This is a genomic window from Streptomyces sp. NPDC006624 (genome assembly GCF_040611555.1).
GTDB lineage: Bacteria > Actinomycetota > Actinomycetes > Streptomycetales > Streptomycetaceae > Streptomyces.
The window spans coordinates 121,790-140,518 of record NZ_JBEXOM010000021.1; the positions used below are offsets into that span (position 1 = coordinate 121,790).

Genomic DNA, 18,729 nt, shown 5'->3' on the forward strand with positions numbered 1-18,729 from the left:
CCATGGACCTTGCGATCGACATCTTCGACAATCAATCCGCCAACGCCGGCTTCGGTGCACTCCTCTTCGGGGCGATGGCCACGACGGCCGTCATCGCCGGATTCAAGAAGAAGCTCCTCCGAAAGAAGAAGACGTTCGTGCTGGTCTTCTTCTTCGTCCTGCTGGTGACGGTGAACTCACGCGGGCTCTTCGGCGAAGGAGCTGGAGCCCTGCGCGCCGCCATGAACCACCTGGGACAGGCCGCCGCCGAAGAGGGCGCCGGCGCGAAGGTGAACACCAACGCGCCGCGCACGGCCGTCACACCGGTCTCGGCGGGCGGCGCCGCGATCGGCCTGTGCGGCATCACCTACTACCTCGTGGTCCTGTACGCGGCCAAGTGGAAGCCGGCCGACTGGAAGGAGATGGCCGGCGGGGCGGTCGTGGCGATCTGCTACGGCACCTCTCTCGGCTTCATGGGCGTGATCGTCAGCGCCACCACCCTGACCGGCAACAACATCGGCCTGTGGATCTTCGGAGGCTGACGCCGCCGACGGCCGCCCGCACGCCACCCGTGCGTGGCGGCCGCCCGCGCCAGCCTCCGCTCTCGGCGAGGAGCCCTGTACCCCATGCAACACCCCCACGACCCTGCGGACAGCACCGAACTGGCCCCCTACGGCGAGCTCGTATTCGCCGAGATCGTCGACGAGGACGAGCCCGGCCCTCAGCGCGAGACGCAGGACCCGCCGGCCGATGAGCGCGTCCCACGATCGTCGACCGCCGCCCGGCGCGTGGCCCACTGCGCCCGCACCGCCGCGGCCGCCATCGCCGGCCAGATCCTCCCCGGCCTGCGGAACGCCCTGTCCGCGGCACGGCACTGGCTGCGCGTGGGCTACATGTCCGACGACGAGATCCGCCGCAGGATCGTCAACAGGCCCCTGGAAGCCGACCACGCCCGCCGCGAGGAGGCCCTCACCGCAGTCCACCGCCTGGAGAAGAAGCTCCAGCGCAGGCTCGAGGACGCCGCGGCGTACGGTCTGGAGGCAGCCGAGAAGCAGGCGATCCGTGACCTGAGCCGCGAGCTCAGGCGCCGCCGAAACGGCCTGGACGCACTGCAGTCGGTGCCCTTCACTCCCGAGCAGCCCACCGCGGAGCAGATCCGCCGGGCCCGCTCCCTGATGGCGCTCGGCCGCTTCAGCGCCCTGCTGCCCGTCCTGGGCTTCGCAGGGCTCGTGGCGGCCAGCATCCCCTCCACACTGCTGGCCGCGGCCCCGGTGCTTGCCGCCGCCGGGTGGTGGCTGACCCACCATCCGCTCGAACTCGCCGAGCGACCCGTCCCCGAGGACCTGCTGCTGCCCGAACTGGACCTCCCTGCCCTGAAGGCACCCGAGACCCCCGGCAGCGCACCGGCCGACGAGACCGAGGAAGACCTCACCCCGTTCCCGATCGCGCAGGCCACCACCCCTGCCGAGGCCGGCGAAGCCCTCCACCGCGCCCTGCTGCACGAAGGGCAGGACGTCGACCAGGTCACCGACGTCACCCAGGAGCCGTGGGGTTGGTCCGCCCGCGTCTCGTTCAAGACCGGCACCCCTGACGACCTCAACAAGGACGACACCTACAAGGGACTGATCACCCTGCTCAGACTGCGTCGTAACGGCCTGCTGATCGAGGGTGACCCAGACGCCGGCGAGGCCTGCACGGTCCGCATGATGCAACGCTCGCCGTTCAGCCCGGAACTGGTCGGCGACGTCCCGTACCGGGCGCCGCTGTCGATGTCGATCCTCGACCCAGCTGACTACGGCGTCTCCATGGACGCCAAGCCGCTCGCCTTCGCCCTCGCAGGGCTGATGCTGTTGATGGTCGCCGACTCCGGCGCCGGCAAGTCAGGCGTCATGCTGGCCATGGCCGAGGTCGTCACGGCCTGCAAGGACGCGGTCGCCTTCAACCTTGACCCGGTCGGCACCGGCGTCGGGGACCTCGGCGAGGCGATCACGCTCGACGCCTGCATGGACGACGAGAAGATCGTCGCAACCCTGAAGTTCCTCCTCCTCACCTTGTGCCCGGCCCGCGCCCGGCAGCGCGCCCGCTACGGCTGGGGCAACAAATGGCGCGTCTCGCCCGAGCACCCGGCCATCGTCGTGTTCGTCGACGAGTGGGCGCAGTTGTCGGCCCAGGCGAAGACCTTGCTGATCCGACTGCTCCTGCTCGGGCGCAAGGAAGCGATCTGGGTGATCGGCGGGAGCCAGTTCGGCACCCGGGACTGGCTCGGCGAGGCCATCGGTCCGAAGCTGTCCGGCAAGCTGCTGGGGGCCTGCCGGCGCGTGGACGTCACGGAGCTGCTGGGCGGGGGAGCAATCGCCGAGGGGTACCGCGCAGATCTTCTGCGGGCAGCCACCCACACCGAGGTCAACGATGCGGGCCAGCTGTACGCGCAGGGCCTGCCTGGTATGCCCGACCGCCCGGTCCGCTACCAGGTGCGGGAAGTCACCGCGCAGTACGCGGCCAGGATCGGAGCCGAGCGTGCGGCCGCGGGCCGGCCGGACCTGACCTTCACCCTCGACGAGGCAGGACTGCTCGACGCGTGGCACGAGCTCCTGGAACTCCTGGACTCTGGCACCCCTGCCGCCGAGCAGGGCGGCGCCGAGCCCCTGCCCGGCATTGTCCGCATCCTGCGGGAGGCGTTCACGCTGGAGCATGATCCGGCCTATCTCACCTACGACCAGTTGCACTCCCATCTGCGGCGACACGACGCCGACCGCTGGGGGCGCTGGGACGACAAGAGCGACATCGACCGGCTCCGCGAACTCGGCAAGGCCCTGCGCCGCGAGCTGGACGCCTCGCAGGTCGACCTGTCCTCCGAGCGGATCCGGGAGCTGGACGGCTCGCCCCGCGGCCTCTACTTGTCCGCCCTCAAGGAGGCGATCGAGGCCCTGTCATGAATGGCCCGCTGATCGGCCGGCATCGGATCCCGACCGGTCGCGATCGGCTCAGGGCAGCCGATCCGATCGGTCGCTGTGGCGATCGGAAGCCGATGGCGACCTGCGCAGACCGTTCAGTCGATCAAGATCCGCCCCCAGGGCCTGCTGCGCTCCTCGACTGCCGGGGCAGAGGTCGTCGATCAGCGGACCCACATTAAGGGTGTTGCTTAATTGGAAATATAGCTGTACTGTTTGAGTATCGGTTGGGCGTTGCCTTCCGCCGCCCGCCTCGCCGTGCGCCTCCCGCCGAAGAACAGGAATCACCCATGGGCTTTCCCGGCCTGGAACTGAAGACTCACATGACGCTCGTGGCTGACCCGGACACACGTGTGCCGGTCCCCGTGCGGCTCTACTACAAGGACACCGACCCCTACGCGGTGCAGTTCTCCTTCGACGTCACGCCCGACGAGGTCGTGCGATGGACGTTCGCCCGGGAGCTGCTCGCCCAGGGCATCACGGCACCCGCCGGGCTCGGCGATGTGAAGATCACCCCGGTCGGCCCGCTTCAGGACCGCAGCATCAGCATCGAACTGGAAACCCCCGACGGATACGCACGCCTCGAAGGGATGGCAGCCCCCATCAAGGAGTGGCTCGCCAAGACCTACGCGGTTGTCGCCGCAGGCCAGGAGTCCAAGGCCGTCGACATCGACCGCCTCCTCGACGAACTTCTGCCCCACTGACAGCGGAAGCCGAGCACGGCCCGGGGCACACAGCCCCGGGCCCGGCGCAAGAAATCCCACGCCTCCTGTCACACGGCCCGCGCGCAGCACACCTCTATGCATGACCCACTCGCCGGTACCACCCCGCCAAGGAGCAAACTCGTGGCCACCCACTCCCTTCAGAAGACCTCGGCTATCAGCCTCGACAAGGTCGCCGGCACCGCGCCCGACCTCATCGACATGTACAAGGACGCCGAGACCAGTCTCCGCGAGAGCGACCGCCTCGGCGGCCGTGCCGCCGTCTATCTCGTGATCGACCGCTCCCTCTCGATGACGGACTTCTTCAACGACGGCTCGGTCCAGCGGCTGAGCGACCAGATCCTCAGCCTGTCCGCGCACCTGGACGACGACGGCAAGGTCCCGGTCGGCTTCTTCTCCACCGAGATGCACACCATCGCGCGAGGCGGCCTGCTCCGGCGTCCGCAGGCTCTCGTCGACGTCAAGCTCGGCGCCCACCAGGGCCGCATCGGGCAGCTGCACAACTCCCTGGGAACCATGGGGGGAACGCGCTACCGCCCGGCCATGGAGGCCGTGCTCGCCCACTACCGCTCCTCCCGTGCCTACAAGAGGGGCACGCCGGCCTTCGTCGTGTTCCAGACCGACGGCGCCCCGCAGGACGCGCCCGCGACCAGGGACTTCCTCCGGTCCACGCAGGGCGAGAACGTGCGCTGGCAGTTCGTCCCGTTCGGCGAAGCGGAAGCGTTCGGCGTCCTCTCCGGCCTCCCGGGCAACACCGGCGTCAGCGCCGTCGGCTCCGACCCGCTGGCCCTGTCGAACGCCGAGCTCTACAACCGCCTGGTCTCGGGCCTTCCCCGGGCCTGACACGCGACGGGCGGTCGCTCGACCGTCGTTCGACCGCCCGCTCGCCCCTCCCGTACCCAACGCCACCACACCCAAGGACACATCGTGCGCTCCGCCGCTGTGCGGTCGGTCATCGCGACCGCGACCATCGTCACCACCGCAGCTCTCACCCTCGTCGGATGCGAGGATTCCGACACCGACCTCGACCACGGCAAGGTCATCGACAAGCGCAGCCGGGCCGCCCAGGACCCCGTCTACGAGCAGGTCGAGCGGCCGGCCCCCTGCCGGTCCACCCGCACCCAGACGGTCCGGACCACGCTCGCCAAGCCGGGTCCCAAGCCCAAGCCCAAGCTGCCCGCCGACACGAGCGATGACCAGCCGGACGCACCGCAGCCGCCGCGCACCGACACCTCGAAGAAGAACCCGCCGCGTACCGACACCTCGAAGAACCCGCCGCGCTCGACGCCGGGCGTCCGCACGCCCGACAAGGGCGTCCCCTCCGCACCGTGCGGCACCACCACCGTGCGCGTCTTCAAGGGATACAAGAAGCCCGCGAAGTGGGAGCTGAAGCTGCAGGACGGCAAGGAGACCGACTGGGAGACCGTCTCGCGCGAGGAGTACAACAGCGTCGACATCGGCGACCACTTCTGAACTTCGACCGCCCGGGGGCCCGGCGTTGCCGGGCCCCCGGGCGTTTCCGACGGCACAGGAGCTCATGATGACCCGCCCGCAACGACCAGCCACGTTCAACCCCGCCGAGGCCCTTCTTCACCTCGCGCACGGGAATCGCTCCGCCCCGCACGGCCGGCCCGCCCAACTCGTCCTGGAGCGCAGGCACGTCCGCCAGCTCGCCGCACACCCGGCTGGCGCATTCGCCCGCGTGCCCTGCGGCCTGTGCCGAAAGCCGCTCACGGAACACGGGCAACTCGAAGTCGAGCTGACCTACGACGACCTCGGACACCTCGACGGCGTCACGATCACGGACTGCACCGCGCTCATCCCCGCACACCACCCCCACCCACCGACCAGGAAGAACACCCGTGCCCGCCTCCCTGCCACCACTGCCTGAGCACACCGTCGCTGCGTACGCCCAGGAGCAGGCCTCCGTCCAACGCATGATCCTCGAGGCCTGCTGGGCCCATGCACAGCGCGACACCATCTTCGAGCACCCGGGAACCTTCCGCGACGACCAGGTCCACCGGATCCAGCGCGTCCACCTCATCCACCTCGGCGCACTGTACGACGTCCTCGCACTGCGCGGCGCCCACGACTTGGACGTTCACGAGGCGGCACGCGGGCTCGGGACCAACCTCCTCGCCCACGACGGCTTCCACCTGCCCACCACTCCCCGGTCCGGAATCGACTACCTGCGCACCAACTACGCAGCCCTGCACGGCCGCACCGACGTCATGCCGCAGCCGGCGGCCGGACTGACGGCAGTGCACAACCCGGCCCCCGAGCGGGCGGACATGCCCTTGTACTGCCCGACGGAGTCGCGGCTCGTCCGCACCATGCTCTGGACGGACACCGTGGCCAGGGAGTGCCGACGGCGGGGCGACTCCGTCCAGACGGCCACCCAGGTGCGCGCGCACCACATCGCACGGGGCCTGCTGCTTTGGTGTGCCGCGGCGCTTGCGCCTGCCGACCGCGCCGCCGCGCAGGCCGCCGCGCGCGCCGGCCACCTCGTGCGCGAAAGCGACGGCCGCCCACGCACGAGCGACGAGAAGGCGCGCCAGTACCTGCTGGAGACCTACCTCGACGAGCACCCCGACGAGATCGAACAGTCCCACGAGCCGGACTGCCCCGGCGGCTGCGGCGGGACGGCAGTTGTCATGGCCACCCTTACCTGGGACGACCAGGGCGACGGCATCTTCGTGCCTGTCTGGGCCGAACCCATCGACTGCACCGCGGGCGCACCCCAGGCGCACGACCCGGACTGTTCCGACTGCCACGGCCATGGCTTCACGTACAGCCGGGGGGAGCGCCACCTCTGCGGGTGTCTGGCGCCCGTGGACCTGCCGGCCTGAGCACGGTCACGAGTCCCGGGGGCGGAATCACCTCCGTCTCCCCCTTCTGCCGGAGGACGGCCAGGGCACCGGCGCGCCTGGGGGTGATTCCGCCTCAGCTTCTGACGGGGGAGAGAACACCCCTACGTACGGGCGGGGAGGTGAGATCACCCCGGCTCACCTCTGACGAGGGGTGATCTCACCTCCCTGCCTCACGCCGACCGGCGGGGAGAATTCGCCCTGGCTGGACTCTGCGACGTTCCCGGCGCCGTACGCAGGTCTGCGTGGAAGCCGCGGCCCGGGCCGGGCGACGCGAACGGCGGCTGCCGGCAGGCACCCTTCCGCCCCTGCCCCGGCCCCGGCTTCCGTGGTGATCGGGAGAGGGCTCCACCGAGGCGGCAGCCCAATCGGGCCGCGCCTCGCGGCTCGTTGCCCGGGAGGCGCGGCGCATCGTTCTGGCCGGTATCGCCGGGTCGCGCCCTGAGTCACATCCTGGGTCGCGTCCTAGGTCATGCCCCGGGTCGCGCCCTAGGTGTCATCCTGGGTTCCGCCGCAGACATGAGTCGACAGGTGCAAAACTCCAGCTCAGGGCGTGAATTCCGAACCGCCACGCACGCCGACTACTTCCCTACAGGGCTAGTTGGCCAAGCATCAGCACGTGCGAAGGGGTACCAGAGGCCGGCGGTTGAGGAGGAATAGGAGCAGAGGAGCAGAACGGAGGAGAGCAGAGCAGCGGAGGAGAGCACACACGGAGAACGGACGACGAATGAAGGACGGACACAGAGACCAGCGAGCGGTGGAGACGACAGGTGCGGCATCGGACAGGGTGAGGCTGGAGGGGGTGCGACTGGCTGCGGCGGTGCGTTGGGTTGTGGCGGGTGGCTCGACGGCTGCCGGGCCCACGGGGCTTGCCACGGCGGCCGGGGGCGGTGCGGGCGGCCGGGGTGCGGGCGGAGGCCCGCGAGCGGCGATTGTGCAATTGGAAATACTGATGGCCGCTCGGGGCGAGCGGCCAGGGGGGGGCGACGGTGCGGGGTGAAATCACCCCGGTTCGTGGCTGTCGGTGCGCCGGGGCATGGTGAGCACGAAGGCGAACAGGGCGCCGACGGCGCCGACGATCACGAGGGCGGTGCCGGTGGCGGAGCGCGCGCCGACCATGAGGCCGGTGCCGATCGAGCCCAAGGCGACGGCGACGCACGGCGCGCCCCACAGGAGGGCCCAGCGAGGCCACGGGGCGCGGGGGATGGTTCCGAACTTCTTCACGGTGTGAACCTCCGGGGTTTCGGTTTCGGGGGCGGTGGATTCACCGCCCCGACAGGATGCCTGAGCAGCACGGGGCGGGGGAGGTGATCTCGCCTTCACCTGCTGGAGGGGCGAGATCACCTCCCCCGCCGGGCGCGGTCAACCCGCCTTCAGCGCCCGGCGCGGCCGCCTGCGGCCGGTCAGGTTGATGCGCACGCGGGAGAGGGGGAAGGGCGTGTCGCAGACCATGCAGACCCTTTCCGTAGGGTCGTTGACGGTGTCGCACGCTCTGCACTTGCGCATGATCGAAGCCTCCTGAGGTGTGTCGGGCGGGAAAGGCGCCTGCGGGTGATCCACTGAAGGTGACGGTCGTGGGGCGGGGAATCGAGGCGTCTCGCATGACCCCCCGCCCCACGACCCGTCAGCACTCGACCACGCCGTCCTGTCCGTGGAAGCGGTGGTTGCCGTAGGTGCGAGGGTCGAGGGGCGACGCGATCTCGACGGCTTCGCTGCGGCGGCCTTCGTTCTCTGCGCCTACTTCCGGGGCGGGGCGGCGCGTCAGGCTGGCGCCGAACGTGGCAGCGGTTGCGGCGGAGAGAAGCTGTCGGATGCTGCGCTTGCTGGCCACTGGAAACCTCCGGGAGTTGGGTGGGCGCTTGGCGCTCGCAGTGGTTGCCGCGCCAACAATTCAAATACTACAGCAGTAAATCCAATTACGCAATACGGCGGGGCGGTGTCCACGCAGCGCCCCTCGTGCGCAGGCCCCGCCTGAGGGCCTCGGGTGTGGACCGGCACCCGTGTCCGGTGTCCGCGCGCACCCGGTGCGCCCGGTGCGTCACAGGCGAGAGCGGCTCCGCCTGACCTGCTTGGCGGCCTCCTCCTCCGCGGTGCGCCGTTCACGGTCGGCCTCGATGTCGGCCTGGGTCGCCCAGATGAAGTTGCCGGGTCCCACGTACAGGCTGAGGAGGGCGCCGCTGCGGATCGCCTCCAGCTCCGCGAGCTCGTCGGGCGCGAAGGCACGGATCTTCCACGTGTCATCGGGAAGGCCGTTCATGCCCCCGGTGCGCCCGTACATGATGTCGAGCTCGTCGGCCGTCGCGACCTGCGCGGCCGGCCGGACCTTCCGGTTCAGGCAGGGCGTGCAATACGCCCCCGCGCGCCAGACGCCGGAGTCGGTGTGGTGCTCCAGGACGTGGGTCGCCGCGTTGAAGCACATGGCGGCGGAGCACTGTCCGCCGGGGCCGATTCCCAGTCCGCACGGCATCGTGATCTGCATGCTTGTCGCTTCTCTCTTCCGGCCGGGACCTGCGGTCGCAGGTCCCGGGTGAGGGTGATCAGACGGCGGGGGCCGAGCACACGCCCCCGCGCGCGGGGACGGTCAGCTCTTGCTGCTGGACAGGTGCGCGGCGACTCGGGGGCCGAGCCTGCCGCCGACGATTCCGCTGAGGAACCCGATGATGAACTTGGCCATCGGGCCGTCGAAGGGGAGTACGAGCAGCGCGAGGGCGGCGAGCGCTACCGCTCCGGTGACGTGTGGGGCGTGGGCGGCGAGCGCAGTGGCTGAGCGGCGGGCGAGTGCGGTGCGATCCATACGGGAAACCCTACGGCAATATTTCCAATTAAGCAACTTTGCCGTCCGGGTGTTACGGACTCTGCGGCGCGCCGCCCTCCCGCGTTCCGGGATTTGTTACGTATTCTGCGGGTGTCGTGGTGGCTGCGGGGCTATTGTTACGGTGCCGACCCGACAGTCTGTTACGGGTTCTTGTGTTGCTGCGGCGGCCACGCCGCATCGGGATGCCTCGTCTCCTGGAGCGCTTTATGTCTGATCGTTCTGTACCGCCCGACGCGACGAAGGCGGAGCCGGGGCCCGTGTGGGCAGGCGCCGGCCCCGACGGCGCGCCCGAGGTGCTGCGCGTCTCGGTGGCGCGGACGCAGCTGTATCCCCTCGTAGACAAGGCACGAGACGGTGTCGTGACGGTCGTGACCAAGGGGACGGGGCGAACGGAGGTCCGGGCCGCCCTGGTGTCGCTGAAGTCGCTCGATGCGGCGGCGCGGGCGCAGGTCGGAGGATGGCCGTCGCTGTCCAAAACGGCTGCCCGGCCCAAGCTGGGGGACCTGGTGGCCGCGGCCGCGGGGAGCGGGGGCCAAGGCACCCCGGGGACGCCGCAGGTCCTGCTGGACTACAAGACGCCGGTTGCCGTACTGGTGAATGCCGCGCTGCTCCCTGACGACGGCGGCCCGATCCGGATTCCCGCGCCCGGGCGCCGACAGATCACGCTGTCGGTACGAGAGGTGACCCGGGACTGGACGTCGCTGCTGGACGAAGCCGAAGCAGGCGAGGTGTGGGTGGAGGTGTACCGGTCGCGGTCCACGACGGCGCCCCGCGCGGTGCTGATCCCCGTCGTGGCGCTGAACCCTGAACATGCAGGCCTGCTCAAGACGTGGCCCGTGCACGACGCGGACGACGTCCTCGGCGAACTCGACGCCCTGGTCGAGGAGGTGGCCAAGCCGACAGCACAGGACGCTGCGCGCGGCGTGGTGGTGGCGCGGAACGGGAAGCCGCTCGCGGTCCTCATGGCCCGCAACGAGGCGGCCAGAGCCACCGCACACCAGCCCGGCGTGACACCGTCGGCCGATCACCTCCGGACCGATGCCGCGGTCCCGGAGGAGCTGTCGGCCGCGCCTGCCGACACCGGGTCTTCAGTCGCTTCGGTCGCTGTCGCGGCCGAACCTCCGCCCGGGGCCGACGCACCGCCTGCAGAGCAGCCGACAGCCAACTTCGAGGCCGGAACCGGAGCGGTGAGCCGTCGGCCGGTGGCGGCCCTGGAGGCCGTCCTCCAGGAGGTGCTGGCCCCTCAGGGATCCGACACGCCGCCGACGGAGGCAGCCTGGTTCGGAATCCCCGCCCTGGACCGCGTCGTGGCCGGCCTGCAGCCCGGGAAGCTGACGCTGGTGGCGGGCGCCCCGGGCGCGGGTCCCTCACTGTTGGTGGCAGCCGCAGCGCGGGACACGGCGCTGCGCCGACAGCTCCCGGTGCTCTACGCGGCATCCGGTCTGACCCGTACCGATGTGGCGATGCGCGTCATCGCGGCGGAGGCCGGGGTGAACTACCGCGCCCTGCGCACTGGCCAGCTCACCGAAAACGAGCAGGACAAGGCGAACGGCGTGGGTGAATTGCTGTCGCGTCTGGGCGGAAACGTCTGGCACATCGACGACGGGGCCGGGCTGACCGCATCGGACATTGCCGAGGCCGCGCAGGACGTCGACGGGCTCGCCCTGGTCGTAGTGGACCGACTGCAGCGTGTCCACGACCCATCGGTGCCCCTGTCCGGGCGGGCCCTGCCGGCCGCAGCACAGGCGCTGACCCACGTGGCGCGTCGCCTGAAGATCCCCGTCGTGGCCGCGGTCGACACAGACGAGACACCCCTCGTCGCGGCGCTGGACGCCGACGTCACCCTGACAGTGACACGGATCGACGAGCGGGCAGAAGTCACCTACGCCGAACGCGACTTCGGAATCCTGGCGAGCACCGAACTGCGGGCGGACCTGGCGTGTGCCCGCTTCACCGATCCGCTCGAGGCCGCGGAGCCCACGGCACCGCAGGCCGTCGACCCCAACCCGCCCACCCCGACCATGACGCCCAGCGCCGGCATCACGGACGAGATCGAGCACGAACTCCTTCAGGCGGCGCACCCGTTCATCTCCGGGGCAGCAGAAGGTATCGGCGCGCGACTGCGTGGCACGCTGTCCGCGCTCGGGCAAGCGGCCCGCACCGGGGACCATGGCGACCTGGACGACCTGCGGACTTCGGTGGCCGACCTTGCCGCCCGCCACCCGACAGTCCCGGACACCAACGAGGGCCGACGCCTGGCAGCGGCACTGACCGCATACGCCGCCGCCCGCCCGCCGATGCCGGGCGCCGTTTCCGCGCCCCGCCCGGAACGCCCCACAACCTTGGCGCCGGACCCGCAGGACACACCGGCGGCCACCAAGGAGCTCGGGCCGGCGGAGACCGAACTGGTCGCCGCGGCCCTTCCCCTGCTCACCGAGGCCGGGCCCTTGTCCCTCACCGCCCGATCCGCTCTGTCCCAGCTGCGAGACGCGCTCCGCACGGGCGACGACCAGGCCATCAACGAGGCGAGGGCACGCACAGCGTCCCTGGCCGGCCAGCGCCTGCGACTTCCGCACACCGAGGAGACACAAGAGCTCCGGGCTGCACTGGAGGCCTACGCCCGCGCCGCGGCCGCCGCCGGCATCACCCCGGCGGCCGTACCTGCACCCGCCGCCTCCCTGACGGTCCAGGAGCCGGCCCGGGACACCGAAGAGCACCAGATCCCCGCCGATGCTCCGTACGACCCGGACGAGGAGACATCGGCGACGTTCCAGGACACCACGGTGCCGCCGGAGGACACCGGCAACGTCCGGCGCGGTCGCACCTACACCTTCTTCACCAACAAGATCGCGGCCGCCGTGGACCAGGCGCTCCAGGAGACCAACGGCGACGTCGACGAGGCGATCAAGCTACTCAAGCGTAAGGCCGTGCCGGACGCCATGGCCCTGTTCAAGCTCTCCAGGGTCGGCGCCACATACGAGCATTCCGTGTACCCGGAGCCCTTGGAATTCCTCTCCAAGCCGTCACAGAAGGAATCCGACCAGATCTGGGAAGGGCGCCACAAGTGGCGCAATGAAGCCCTGCGAACAGCGGTGAAGAAGGGCATGCAAAAGCCGCTGGACGTGACGGCCCTCGACACCAACTGCGCCTACCTGTCAGCCTTCAAGACTCACCTGCCGATCGGCGCACTGCGCCACCACACCCGCGGGTTCCTCCCCAAGGAGTCCGGCATCCACCGCGTTGACCACTTCGAATGGCCTCACGAGGACCTCCCGAACCCGCTGGGCGGACGGGTCGAGCCGGGCCCGTACCTGCTGGACGAAGCCACCGTCCGGCTCCTGATCCGCTGCAACGAACTCGGCCTATCCGCCCCGCCGAGGATTCTGGAATCATGGACCTCGGGCGGAACGGAAGCCCTGCTGGAGAAGTTCCGCCGCATCCTGAACGAGGCACGCACCAAGGCAATCCAGGAATCCGACAAGCCCACCGAGGAGTACGTCAAGGCGATGTACTCCCGATTTACCTCAACTATCGGTGAATCAGGAAAGAACCAGGAACTCCGGCGAGCCGACTGGGTCCACATCATCCGGTCGCAGGCTTTCGCGAGCCTCTGGCTGAAAGCCCACCGGGCCTATCAGGAAGGCCTTACGCTGGTGCAGGTCGCCGGCGTAGACGAGATCCACCTTGTCGGCGACTGGCAGAAGATTTGGAAAGAAGGCCGGATGCCCGGCGAGATGAAGAAGAAGCGCCTCTACACCCTCGGGGAGAACTAACCCATGCCGTACGACGACAGCGGCTGGAGGAATTTCGGCCGCCTCGGCGCGAACCGCTCCCCGGAGAACGTCCGCGGCGGCCAAGCGCTCGGCGCGGCCATGGAGGAAGCCCTGTCCCGACAGATCCGCGAGGGTGGCATCCGCTCCCCGGTCACCACGAACCGCGGGTTGAACGCGCGGCTGAACTACCTCGACAGCGACGCCGGCCGGCAGGCCATGGCCGACGCCGGCATCGACGTGACACCGCGCACGATGAAGAAGTGGTTCGACGGCACGCAACAGCCACTGCCCGCGAACAAGGAGAAGATCGACACCGCGTACTGGAACCTGCGCACCGAGCGGTTCCTGAACAACCTGGGGGCCTTCAAGCAGCACCTGAACAACCGCGGCCGGGGCACGTCCATCGAGATCCACCCCATCAACCAGGATCTCGTCGACGAGCCCGCACGGCGCCGGAACCTCATGGGCGAACAGGCGCACCGATTCCTGCCGAACGTCCGCTACATCTGGGACGACGCGGTAGACGCCATGCGGGAGGGTGACAGCGAGAAGCTCGAGGAGATCTGGGACGACGTCATCGCCGACCTGGACAGCGACTGGGGTGCCTACACGTACGTCTCCTATGTGGGCCTCGGCGCCTGAGCGGTCCCGCGCTCGAGGTGCAGGCCGGCCGAAGGACATGGGAGCGGGGCGGGAGGCACTGCCTCCCGCCCCGCTCCCATGTCCTTCGGCTGTCAGTGGTTCTGTGGCTGCTCGGCGCAGCACGCGGAGCGCCAGCACACGCAACGGTGGCAGTCCTGGCAGTCTTGGGTTCGAGGACAGCCGCACCGGCAGTCGTGCGGACGGCACTGCGGGCGGTGTCCGGGCGTGGTGACGTGGCAGCGGACCGCTTCGAGGTTCCGTGCGGCCTGCGCCCGCGTCTCCTGGTCCTCACCGCGCTCGACGGCGTGGACCAGCCGCCAGGTGGAGATCGGCGCGGTCTCGGCTTCCACGCTGGTGGGGAAGGTGTCCTCGTCGACGAACCGGGAGGCGTCGTAGTCCCTGTAGTCGAAGTCCTGCACGCACACGACGTGAATCGTCCCGTCCGGCCGGAGGTATCGGCGGTAGTGGGGCTCGCGGTTGAGGCTGCCGGGGAAGGTCAGGTCGAGCGGCATGTCGGCTTCCTTGGAAACGGCGCGGCCCGCGCCGAAGGGGCGCGGGCCGCGCCCGGTACTGGGGCCCGGGCGGGGGAAGCCCGCCCGGGGCGGAGTGGGGCGGGGGCGGAGGCGGCGCGTGCCGCGCGGTCATAACCGGTCGCGGGGCAACGGGTCGCCCGCACGATGAGACACGTGGAAGCTGGCGATCGCCGTGGACAGAAGATGCCTGATGCGCTGCTGCATGTCTGAACCTCCGGAGAAGTAGGGCGGGCCCGAAGTGGCCGACCCGATGAACCTTACTCTACAGCGATAAATCCAATTAAGCAACTAGAGCGGTAGCTTGCCGTACGGGTCGAGGACCACGTCCCCGCAGCCGAGATACCGGGCGAGGTCGTGGCCGCCCAGCGCCGCGATGCCGCCCAGGCCCTGACCGCGCAGGACGTCGGTGCCGACGATGAAATGAGGCCGGACCACCAACTCCCCCACGATGAGCTGATGAGTGCGGGCACTGCCGTAGTGGAGCGGGTGGTCCGCGTCCCTGACATGGCCGCCCGGCTCGCTGACGCGGCTGGAGCCGACGAAGGAGACCGTCCCGTCCCCGGCCCGCTGGACGTACATCCAGGCGGGCACATGACGGGCGTGCGGGTCCAGGCGCAGGCCGGCCAGGGCGGCGTCGGTGGGGCGGAAGTCGTTCATGGGGTCCAATCGATCAGTAGGGGGAGGGCCGCTCCGCCAACTCGCAGTCGCGGCGCGGCCCTGATGGGCCGTGGGCGCGGCCGGGGCCGCCGGCGCCGGTTGCACTTGCTGTCGTGATGCCGCCCATAGCGCTCCTGCGAGTAGCGGTCGTAGCGCAGCGAGGCGGGGGCGCTGAGGTAGTCGGCGACCACCGCCGGCATGCTTCAAGGGGTCGCGGGCCGGGGCCCCGCCGCGCGGCGGGGCCCCGGCCCGCATGGGTCAGCTGACGCGACGGAAGGAGTCGGCGGCGTCCCGGGCGAAGTTGCGGTTGGCTTCGAGCCACAGGTGACGGCGGGCATCGGCAACGGGATTGCCCATGCCGCCCTCCGGACGCTCTGCTTCGAGCTCCGCCTTCGCCATCTGGCCGTGCCAGGTGGCCACGGCGTCGCGGCTCGACTGGAGGGTGTCGAGGAGGGCCTGCCACAGTCCGGTCTCGTACTGGGCGAGCGTGATGGCCTCGAAGAACCCGTCCATGCGGACGTTCTCAGCCGTCAGCTCCGGCGCCCGCAGTCGCTCCAACGAGGTGGTGCCCCGCCGCAGCGCGTTGGACTTACCCGCATGCGCAGCGGTCGTGAGCCTCTCCGCGTGCATCCGGCGGTCACGCTCGGCACGGACGTCGTTGGTGCGGGTGCTGCTCATGGGGGATTCCTTCCTGAGGGCGCTCGGGGAGGCTGTCAGGTGCGCCCGTCGGAAAGTCGGGCGGACTGGCTGACAACAAGCTCCACTCTACAGAAATAAATCCAATTAAGCAACTTGCCGATGGGGGGTCGCGCCGCCGCACGGTCGGCCTGCGCCGGCTGGCCGCTGCGGCAGGGCCAGCCAGGACGGTCGAGGGGCTGCGGTGCGCCCGGTGACTCGGATCGGCTTGCGGCCGCGCATCGGCTACCGCAGCATCCAGAGGTCGGCGTAGGTGAGGACGGCCCTGCGCGGGCGTGTGCCGAGCAGGAGCTCAACCAGGACGTCGGCTTCGGTCGCGATGAGGGCGATGTCGAGGGAGCTGGGCAGGCGGGAGCCGTCCAGGATGGCGGGCAGGTGTTCGTAGACGAGCGGTCGGCCGAGTGCGTCACGGCGTTCGGCCAGCGTGCGGATTCGATCGGCGATCGTCGGTGCGGACGCGGATGAGGGCGTAGGGGTGGTCACAAGGCCTCCGGGGTAGTCGGGCCCGGTCCAATCATGATGCCTGCCCCGTCAGGGCAAGTCGTGGAGTCCGGGGCGATCCATGGTGATATCGAGGGTCGCCGGGTATCCAAGGGAAATGAACCACTCGGCGAGTCGGTGGTGTATCTCAGGAAGGTACCGGTGGGTGTGACCCAAGATCGACGTGTGCTCCTGCAGCACCCCCGCCATGACTGTGTCCCAGTGCAGTTGGCGGACCGCGCGCTCCACCGGCGAAGCGGCGCTATCGGGGCCGCCGTTGGCCGCCGTCCAGGCTTCCCGCTCCTCGTTGGTGGCCTCGAAGCCGCAGAAGCCCAGCTCTGCGAATAGGGCCGCCAGCTTCTTCGTGAGGCTCACGCCCGGGTCGCCGATCCATTCCTCACTGAACAGCTGATCCAGTGACCGACGCTCGCCAGGCCGATTTCCTTCCTCGCACCACATGCACTCGCCGGGTTCGGCCTCGGGGAGGAAGGCCAGGAACAGGCGGCGGATGACGAAGGTGTACGGATCGATCAGCGTGGGGCGCATCGGTACTCCAAGCGGTGAAGGGATGGGGGGCGGGGAGTGCTGACCAGCGTGCGAGCTGCCTGCGCCCCGACCTGGCCTAAGCCTACGGCAGTAATTCCAATTATGCAATAGAGAACTGACGTGCCATTACCGCCCCGCCGCCCGCCGTCCTCCTCGTGTGCCGCGCCGGCCTTGGCGGTACGGGTCAGGTGAGCAGGGCGGCAATGCGCTCCAGGGCGGCTGTGCGCTGGTGGGCGGTGTACTCGTTCTCGGTGGCAAGCACAGCCACGGACGGCTGTTGCCACAAGGGCGCCACGACGGCGGCGGTTTCGCGCGCGGCGTGTTGCCAGTGCGGATCGGCGTCCGCGGGCATGAGGAACAGCGGGATCTGGAGGCTGGGCGGGTAGGGTTCGCGGTCCAGCGGCCCTGGCTCATGGGCGAGCTCGGCGGCCCGGGCGCGCACCGGCTCGGCCGGGCAGGCGCCGGTGATCTGTTCCGTGGACGGGGTGATGCCGGCCGCGGCGTACAACTTGGTCTCGGCTGCGGTGAGCCGGGAACGTTGGTGGATGTCCCTGCAGTCTCGCGGGTCTCCGGCCCGGTCGACCAGGAGGCCGTGCCTCCACACCATGCCGTTACCGAGCACGATCAGCGCCTGATGGAGCGCTTGTGTGCGGTTGCTGTAGGCGCAGGGGTAGCGGCCGATCAGGCCGGCAAGGGTTGCGCTAACGGGATCCACGTCATCTATCCGATCGGCGAAGGGGCCAGGGGGGCCAGCGTGATGAGGGCTCAGCACGGTTCTGGTGGGCACCGACAGACGGGGCGGGAGGCTGCCCTCCCGCCCCGCTTGACGCCCCCGGAAGGGCGGGGTGTCAGCTGCGCTTGGCGCGGAGCTGGAGGGTGCGCGCGTAGTTCTGGTACCGGGCCTTGGCGATCACAGAGCGGTCCGTGGTCCGCAGAACGATGCCCTCGGGGCGGCCACCAGCGTCCGGGTCGAGGGCGACCAGGGTCTTGGACAGGTGATGGGTGAGGAAGGCCTGCATCTCATCGATGCCCGTGGGCAGTTCGCTGGCCGCGACCCTGGCCAGGCGGGGCGCCATCTCGATCTCCTCCTCTGTCGCGGTCTCGGTGAGTTCGTCCTCGGTGTGGAAGTACTGGCCGCCGCCGTCGCGCCAGCTCGCGATCCGGGCCTGCGGGAGCTCCAGGGTTGCGGCGTCGATCTCCGCCACGTCGAAGAGGCGGTGCCCCAGTGTCGTTCCGCCGGTGTACTGCTTGCTCGCGGCGGTGATCTTGTTGCCGCCGTAGACCTCCAGGTAGTACACGCGGATGCCGTCAGCGGGTGCGCTGATCCGCTCGGCCAGCGGGCGGAGCGCCTCGACGATCCCGAGCTTGGGATTCCAGACCCTGTCGCCGCGTGCGTAGAGCAGTTCCTCCCGGCTGCCCAGGAAGTAGTCGCCGCCGGGGAGGGTGATGATCCGCGCGTTCGTCCCGTCGATCTTCTCGGTGAGGATGACGTCGCCGCTGAAGGCGGTCGCGGTCTCCAGCAGCCCGCCGCTGCGCGGATCGAGCTCGTGGTACGTGAGGATCGAGGGGTACTTGGTCGCCGAGTTGAGCGCGTCGAGATCGAAGTTCGCGAGAGCGGGCATGAGTGCTCCAGGTGGAGGGTGTCGGTTGGTGGACGGGGTGGGGTCGGCCGGAGTGGCGGCCGCCCCCGAGAGAATTTCTAGCGGCAGCCGGGGTGTGAACCGATCACAGCCGACAGGCCCGACATGCCTTCTGTATGCAGTGCGTAGAGGGCGTATGCGGGGACCGCGAGGGCCGCGAGCCCGAGCAGGAGGCCCAGCACGATTCCGGCTGTGCGACCGATCACCAGCTTGTTCATTGAGACCTCCTGCTCGGGTAGGCGCGATCCTGAGGGGGTGCGGTGAGGCGACGAGCGTGATCACTCGCCCCGACGCCTCAAACTCTACCGCAGTAAATCCAATTAAGCAACGTGACCGCCCGCTGCCCCCCGTCCCTCCTCCGCGCGTCCGCCGGGTGTCCGCCGGGTGTCCGCCCCTCCTCTGCCTCGTCCCGCCTGCCGTCCTGCCTG

Annotated in this window: 22 protein-coding genes; 9 read left to right on the top strand and 13 right to left on the bottom strand. The window is 69.8% G+C overall.

Annotation, left to right across the window (positions count from 1 at the left end; all coding sequences use genetic code 11):
• Positions 1-2: 2 nt before the first annotated feature.
• The 7 genes from ABZY20_RS30515 to ABZY20_RS30545 all read left to right on the top strand — a co-directional run bounded on the left by ABZY20_RS30515 (position 3) and on the right by ABZY20_RS30545 (position 6,501).
• Positions 3-521: a hypothetical protein gene (locus ABZY20_RS30515; protein WP_007494444.1), complete on the top strand. Its 519-nt coding sequence runs from the start codon at positions 3-5 to the stop codon at positions 519-521.
• A gap of 84 nt (positions 522-605) precedes the next feature.
• Complete coding sequence (locus tag ABZY20_RS30520; RefSeq protein WP_356445642.1) at positions 606-2,915, top strand: hypothetical protein; 2,310 nt, start codon at positions 606-608, stop codon at positions 2,913-2,915.
• Between the two features lie 338 nt (positions 2,916-3,253).
• A complete protein-coding gene (locus ABZY20_RS30525) occupies positions 3,254-3,634 on the top strand; it encodes an SsgA family sporulation/cell division regulator (RefSeq protein WP_244313335.1) in 381 nt (126 codons plus the stop codon).
• A gap of 141 nt (positions 3,635-3,775) precedes the next feature.
• Positions 3,776-4,495: a VWA domain-containing protein gene (locus ABZY20_RS30530; RefSeq protein WP_007494449.1), complete on the top strand. Its 720-nt coding sequence runs from the start codon at positions 3,776-3,778 to the stop codon at positions 4,493-4,495.
• Between the two features lie 84 nt (positions 4,496-4,579).
• Entirely contained in the window at positions 4,580-5,125 is a 546-nt protein-coding gene (locus tag ABZY20_RS30535) for a hypothetical protein (protein WP_356445644.1), read from the top strand.
• A gap of 64 nt (positions 5,126-5,189) precedes the next feature.
• On the top strand, positions 5,190-5,543 hold the full coding sequence (locus tag ABZY20_RS30540; protein ID WP_007494452.1) for a hypothetical protein: 354 nt from the start codon (positions 5,190-5,192) through the stop codon (positions 5,541-5,543).
• Positions 5,515-6,501 carry a hypothetical protein gene (locus ABZY20_RS30545; RefSeq protein ID WP_356445646.1) on the top strand — a complete coding sequence of 329 codons (987 nt, stop codon included), beginning with the start codon at positions 5,515-5,517 and terminating at the stop codon, positions 6,499-6,501. Before ABZY20_RS30540 ends, ABZY20_RS30545 begins: the two co-directional genes overlap by 29 nt.
• A 1,020-nt stretch (positions 6,502-7,521) precedes the next feature.
• Here ABZY20_RS30545 and ABZY20_RS30550 read toward each other — a convergent pair.
• From ABZY20_RS30550 to ABZY20_RS30570, 5 genes are all read right to left on the bottom strand, one after another.
• Positions 7,522-7,743 (bottom strand): hypothetical protein, encoded by a 222-nt coding sequence (locus ABZY20_RS30550; protein ID WP_007494456.1) that lies wholly within the window; start codon positions 7,741-7,743, stop codon positions 7,522-7,524.
• 138 nt (positions 7,744-7,881) lie between these two features.
• Complete coding sequence (locus ABZY20_RS30555; RefSeq protein WP_356445648.1) at positions 7,882-8,025, bottom strand: hypothetical protein; 144 nt, start codon at positions 8,023-8,025, stop codon at positions 7,882-7,884.
• A 118-nt stretch (positions 8,026-8,143) separates the two neighbouring features.
• Positions 8,144-8,350, bottom strand: a complete 207-nt coding sequence (locus ABZY20_RS30560) for a hypothetical protein (protein WP_356445649.1) — start codon at positions 8,348-8,350, stop codon at positions 8,144-8,146.
• A gap of 207 nt (positions 8,351-8,557) precedes the next feature.
• A complete protein-coding gene (locus ABZY20_RS30565) occupies positions 8,558-8,998 on the bottom strand; it encodes a hypothetical protein (RefSeq protein WP_356445651.1) in 441 nt (146 codons plus the stop codon).
• Positions 8,999-9,100: 102 nt separating this feature from the next.
• A complete protein-coding gene (locus ABZY20_RS30570) occupies positions 9,101-9,313 on the bottom strand; it encodes a hypothetical protein (RefSeq protein ID WP_007494464.1) in 213 nt (70 codons plus the stop codon).
• Between the two features lie 227 nt (positions 9,314-9,540).
• Here ABZY20_RS30570 and ABZY20_RS30575 point away from each other — a divergent pair, with 227 nt between their 5' ends.
• Together ABZY20_RS30575 and ABZY20_RS30580 are read left to right on the top strand one after the other, a co-directional pair.
• A complete protein-coding gene (locus tag ABZY20_RS30575) occupies positions 9,541-13,107 on the top strand; it encodes a DnaB-like helicase C-terminal domain-containing protein (RefSeq protein WP_356445652.1) in 3,567 nt (1,188 codons plus the stop codon).
• Positions 13,108-13,110: 3 nt separating this feature from the next.
• A complete protein-coding gene (locus ABZY20_RS30580; RefSeq protein ID WP_007494468.1) occupies positions 13,111-13,749 on the top strand; it encodes a hypothetical protein in 639 nt (212 codons plus the stop codon).
• A gap of 92 nt (positions 13,750-13,841) precedes the next feature.
• Here the strand turns inward: ABZY20_RS30580 and ABZY20_RS30585 are convergent, their stop codons facing one another.
• The 8 genes from ABZY20_RS30585 to ABZY20_RS30620 all read right to left on the bottom strand — a co-directional run bounded on the left by ABZY20_RS30585 (position 13,842) and on the right by ABZY20_RS30620 (position 18,519).
• Positions 13,842-14,261: a hypothetical protein gene (locus tag ABZY20_RS30585; RefSeq protein WP_356445654.1), complete on the bottom strand. Its 420-nt coding sequence runs from the start codon at positions 14,259-14,261 to the stop codon at positions 13,842-13,844.
• A gap of 309 nt (positions 14,262-14,570) precedes the next feature.
• Entirely contained in the window at positions 14,571-14,939 is a 369-nt protein-coding gene (locus ABZY20_RS30590) for a hypothetical protein (protein ID WP_356445656.1), read from the bottom strand.
• A gap of 258 nt (positions 14,940-15,197) precedes the next feature.
• A complete protein-coding gene (locus tag ABZY20_RS30595; RefSeq protein WP_210910437.1) occupies positions 15,198-15,617 on the bottom strand; it encodes a hypothetical protein in 420 nt (139 codons plus the stop codon).
• A 243-nt stretch (positions 15,618-15,860) separates the two neighbouring features.
• Positions 15,861-16,118: a hypothetical protein gene (locus ABZY20_RS30600; protein WP_007494479.1), complete on the bottom strand. Its 258-nt coding sequence runs from the start codon at positions 16,116-16,118 to the stop codon at positions 15,861-15,863.
• Between the two features lie 48 nt (positions 16,119-16,166).
• Positions 16,167-16,661 (bottom strand): hypothetical protein, encoded by a 495-nt coding sequence (locus tag ABZY20_RS30605; RefSeq protein WP_210910432.1) that lies wholly within the window; start codon positions 16,659-16,661, stop codon positions 16,167-16,169.
• Positions 16,662-16,845: 184 nt separating this feature from the next.
• Positions 16,846-17,376: a hypothetical protein gene (locus ABZY20_RS30610; protein WP_356445659.1), complete on the bottom strand. Its 531-nt coding sequence runs from the start codon at positions 17,374-17,376 to the stop codon at positions 16,846-16,848.
• Positions 17,377-17,509: 133 nt separating this feature from the next.
• Entirely contained in the window at positions 17,510-18,283 is a 774-nt protein-coding gene (locus ABZY20_RS30615; protein ID WP_356445661.1) for an RNA ligase family protein, read from the bottom strand.
• A gap of 77 nt (positions 18,284-18,360) precedes the next feature.
• On the bottom strand, positions 18,361-18,519 hold the full coding sequence (locus ABZY20_RS30620; protein WP_007494487.1) for a hypothetical protein: 159 nt from the start codon (positions 18,517-18,519) through the stop codon (positions 18,361-18,363).
• Between the last annotated feature and the right edge of the window lie 210 nt (positions 18,520-18,729).

Coding starts and splice junctions, on each gene's coding strand:
- ABZY20_RS30515 (WP_007494444.1), top strand. CDS start 3: ATGGACCTTGCGATCGACATCTTCGACAATCAATCCGCCAACGCCGGC.
- ABZY20_RS30520 (WP_356445642.1), top strand. CDS start 606: ATGCAACACCCCCACGACCCTGCGGACAGCACCGAACTGGCCCCCTAC.
- ABZY20_RS30525 (WP_244313335.1), top strand. CDS start 3,254: ATGACGCTCGTGGCTGACCCGGACACACGTGTGCCGGTCCCCGTGCGG.
- ABZY20_RS30540 (WP_007494452.1), top strand. CDS start 5,190: ATGATGACCCGCCCGCAACGACCAGCCACGTTCAACCCCGCCGAGGCC.
- ABZY20_RS30555 (WP_356445648.1), bottom strand. CDS start 8,025: ATGCGCAAGTGCAGAGCGTGCGACACCGTCAACGACCCTACGGAAAGG.
- ABZY20_RS30565 (WP_356445651.1), bottom strand. CDS start 8,998: ATGCAGATCACGATGCCGTGCGGACTGGGAATCGGCCCCGGCGGACAG.
- ABZY20_RS30570 (WP_007494464.1), bottom strand. CDS start 9,313: ATGGATCGCACCGCACTCGCCCGCCGCTCAGCCACTGCGCTCGCCGCC.
- ABZY20_RS30575 (WP_356445652.1), top strand. CDS start 9,541: ATGTCTGATCGTTCTGTACCGCCCGACGCGACGAAGGCGGAGCCGGGG.
- ABZY20_RS30580 (WP_007494468.1), top strand. CDS start 13,111: ATGCCGTACGACGACAGCGGCTGGAGGAATTTCGGCCGCCTCGGCGCG.
- ABZY20_RS30585 (WP_356445654.1), bottom strand. CDS start 14,261: ATGCCGCTCGACCTGACCTTCCCCGGCAGCCTCAACCGCGAGCCCCAC.
- ABZY20_RS30590 (WP_356445656.1), bottom strand. CDS start 14,939: ATGAACGACTTCCGCCCCACCGACGCCGCCCTGGCCGGCCTGCGCCTG.
- ABZY20_RS30595 (WP_210910437.1), bottom strand. CDS start 15,617: ATGAGCAGCACCCGCACCAACGACGTCCGTGCCGAGCGTGACCGCCGG.
- ABZY20_RS30605 (WP_210910432.1), bottom strand. CDS start 16,661: ATGCGCCCCACGCTGATCGATCCGTACACCTTCGTCATCCGCCGCCTG.
- ABZY20_RS30615 (WP_356445661.1), bottom strand. CDS start 18,283: ATGCCCGCTCTCGCGAACTTCGATCTCGACGCGCTCAACTCGGCGACC.
- ABZY20_RS30620 (WP_007494487.1), bottom strand. CDS start 18,519: ATGAACAAGCTGGTGATCGGTCGCACAGCCGGAATCGTGCTGGGCCTC.